Here is a 1,883-nt window from a genome sequence, read left to right as displayed (position 1 = left end):
CAAGAGCAGAAGGAGAAGGGGCAATAGCAATAGGAAGAGAGACTAATGTATTTTCTCCAAATGCTATAGCTTCAGGTAATAAGACATTAGTTCTATCAGAGGGTGGAGCAGCATACGGATTTTCAGCTATTTCAGGAGGACAAAATTCTATAGCAATAGGAACAGATGTTTACTCTAACGTTGAGTATGATTATAAATCTAAAGTAAATTTTAAATCTAATGGTGCTAGTGTTAATAGTAAAGAAATAACTAGTAGCTTATTTGGAGAACTAGATAAATATGGGGCTGTAAATACAAATGAGGAAACAAGAGGCCTATATGGATTTGATTTAAATGGAGTTGCAAAGACTATCATAGGTCTTGCAGAAGATAATGCACCAGATAAAATACCAGGAGCTTCAAAAGGAACATATTTAAAAAGTGGAGAGTATTTTTTAAATTTTAAAGATTATATAGAAGGTATAGAAAACGGATTAAATAATGCTAAAGATAAAGATGGAAAACAAACAGATTCTATAAGAATAAAGAAAGAAACAAAAAACGGAGTAAAAGACATAGCTAAAAGTAGTGGAAAAAATGCAATAGTTATAGGAAGTAAATCAGGAGCCTTTGGAGACAATGCTATAGCATTGGGAAGAGGGTCATTTTCACTTAAAGAAAATTCTATATCTATAGGATCTTATTCATATACTAAAGATAAAAACTCTATAGCTATAGGTATAGCATCAAGAGCATTAGCTGAAGGTTCAATAACATTTGGAAATGGAGCTGGAGTAGACATTGATGGAAAAAACTCTATGGTATATGGACATGGATCAGTAGCTTATGCTCCAAATTCAGTAATACTAGGAATAAACTCACGTCTATGGGGAGGTAGTAGTGCTGGAGATTCTATCATAATAGGTAATGATGCTCTTGTAACAGATTTAAAAGAAAATGGTAAATTAGTAGATGGACACAATGGGAAATCAGTATTAGCTTTAGGAAACAAAACAAATGCAACACTAGATAACTCGGTAGCTTTAGGATATTTGTCAGCAACAGATTATACACAAGTAGATTTAAATAAGCCAGGATACACTGCAAGAGGATCATATTCAATACCAAGTTCTGCTAAAGTAGGAGTAATCTCAGTAGGTAAAAAGGGGTATGAAAGAAGAATAATAAATGTAGCTAGTGGATATAGAGATTCAGATGCAGTAAATGTAGCCCAACTTAAAACATTAGAAGATAGATTAGATGGAGCAACAGAAGAATTAGATGACAAGGTTAGATATTTTTCTGTAAATGCGGAAAATGATTTGACAGATTTAGCAAGGAAAATAGTAGATTACAAGAACTATGTTAAGTTAAAGGCACAAAAACTAACAATAGATGCTAGGGAAAAATCAGGAGAAACAATAAATAAAGATAGTACTAAAGAATTAACCAAAAAATTAGGAGAATTAGAAAAGAAAACAAACATAGTTGATAAAGCAACATCTATTAAAGCTTTAGTTGATATGAATGATAGTAAGTATAATCAAAATGGAAAATTTGATATAGATAAATATATAAAAGATTTAGAAAAAGCTAAAGAATCTGATTTATCAGAAACTACACTTAATACTGTATTAAGCGATGATGAAAAAACTAAATTAAATTCAAATAACTATGCTAATGAGGGAGCAAAGGCTAAAAATTCTATAGCTATAGGATATGATGCTAGTACTGAAAAAGATGCAGAAAATGCAATAGCAATAGGAAATGGAGCAAAAGCAACAGCTAAAGATAGTATAGTATTAGGAAGTGGTTCTAAAAATACTGCAGATGTAACTAAAGCAGGCTATGATGTTACAACTAAAACTAACTCTATGTTAATGGATCCAACTTGGAAACCAACT

1 pseudogene is annotated in these 1,883 nt (G+C 31.4%); it reads left to right on the top strand.

Annotated features, from left to right (window positions below):
• Positions 1-1,883: pseudogene (locus BUE91_RS05010) on the top strand (adhesin); the annotation flags it as partial.

It is taken from the genome of Streptobacillus notomytis (assembly GCF_001902585.1).
GTDB classification, from domain to species: Bacteria; Fusobacteriota; Fusobacteriia; order Fusobacteriales; family Leptotrichiaceae; genus Streptobacillus; species Streptobacillus notomytis.
This window is presented reverse-complemented; position numbering and strand designations above follow the sequence as displayed.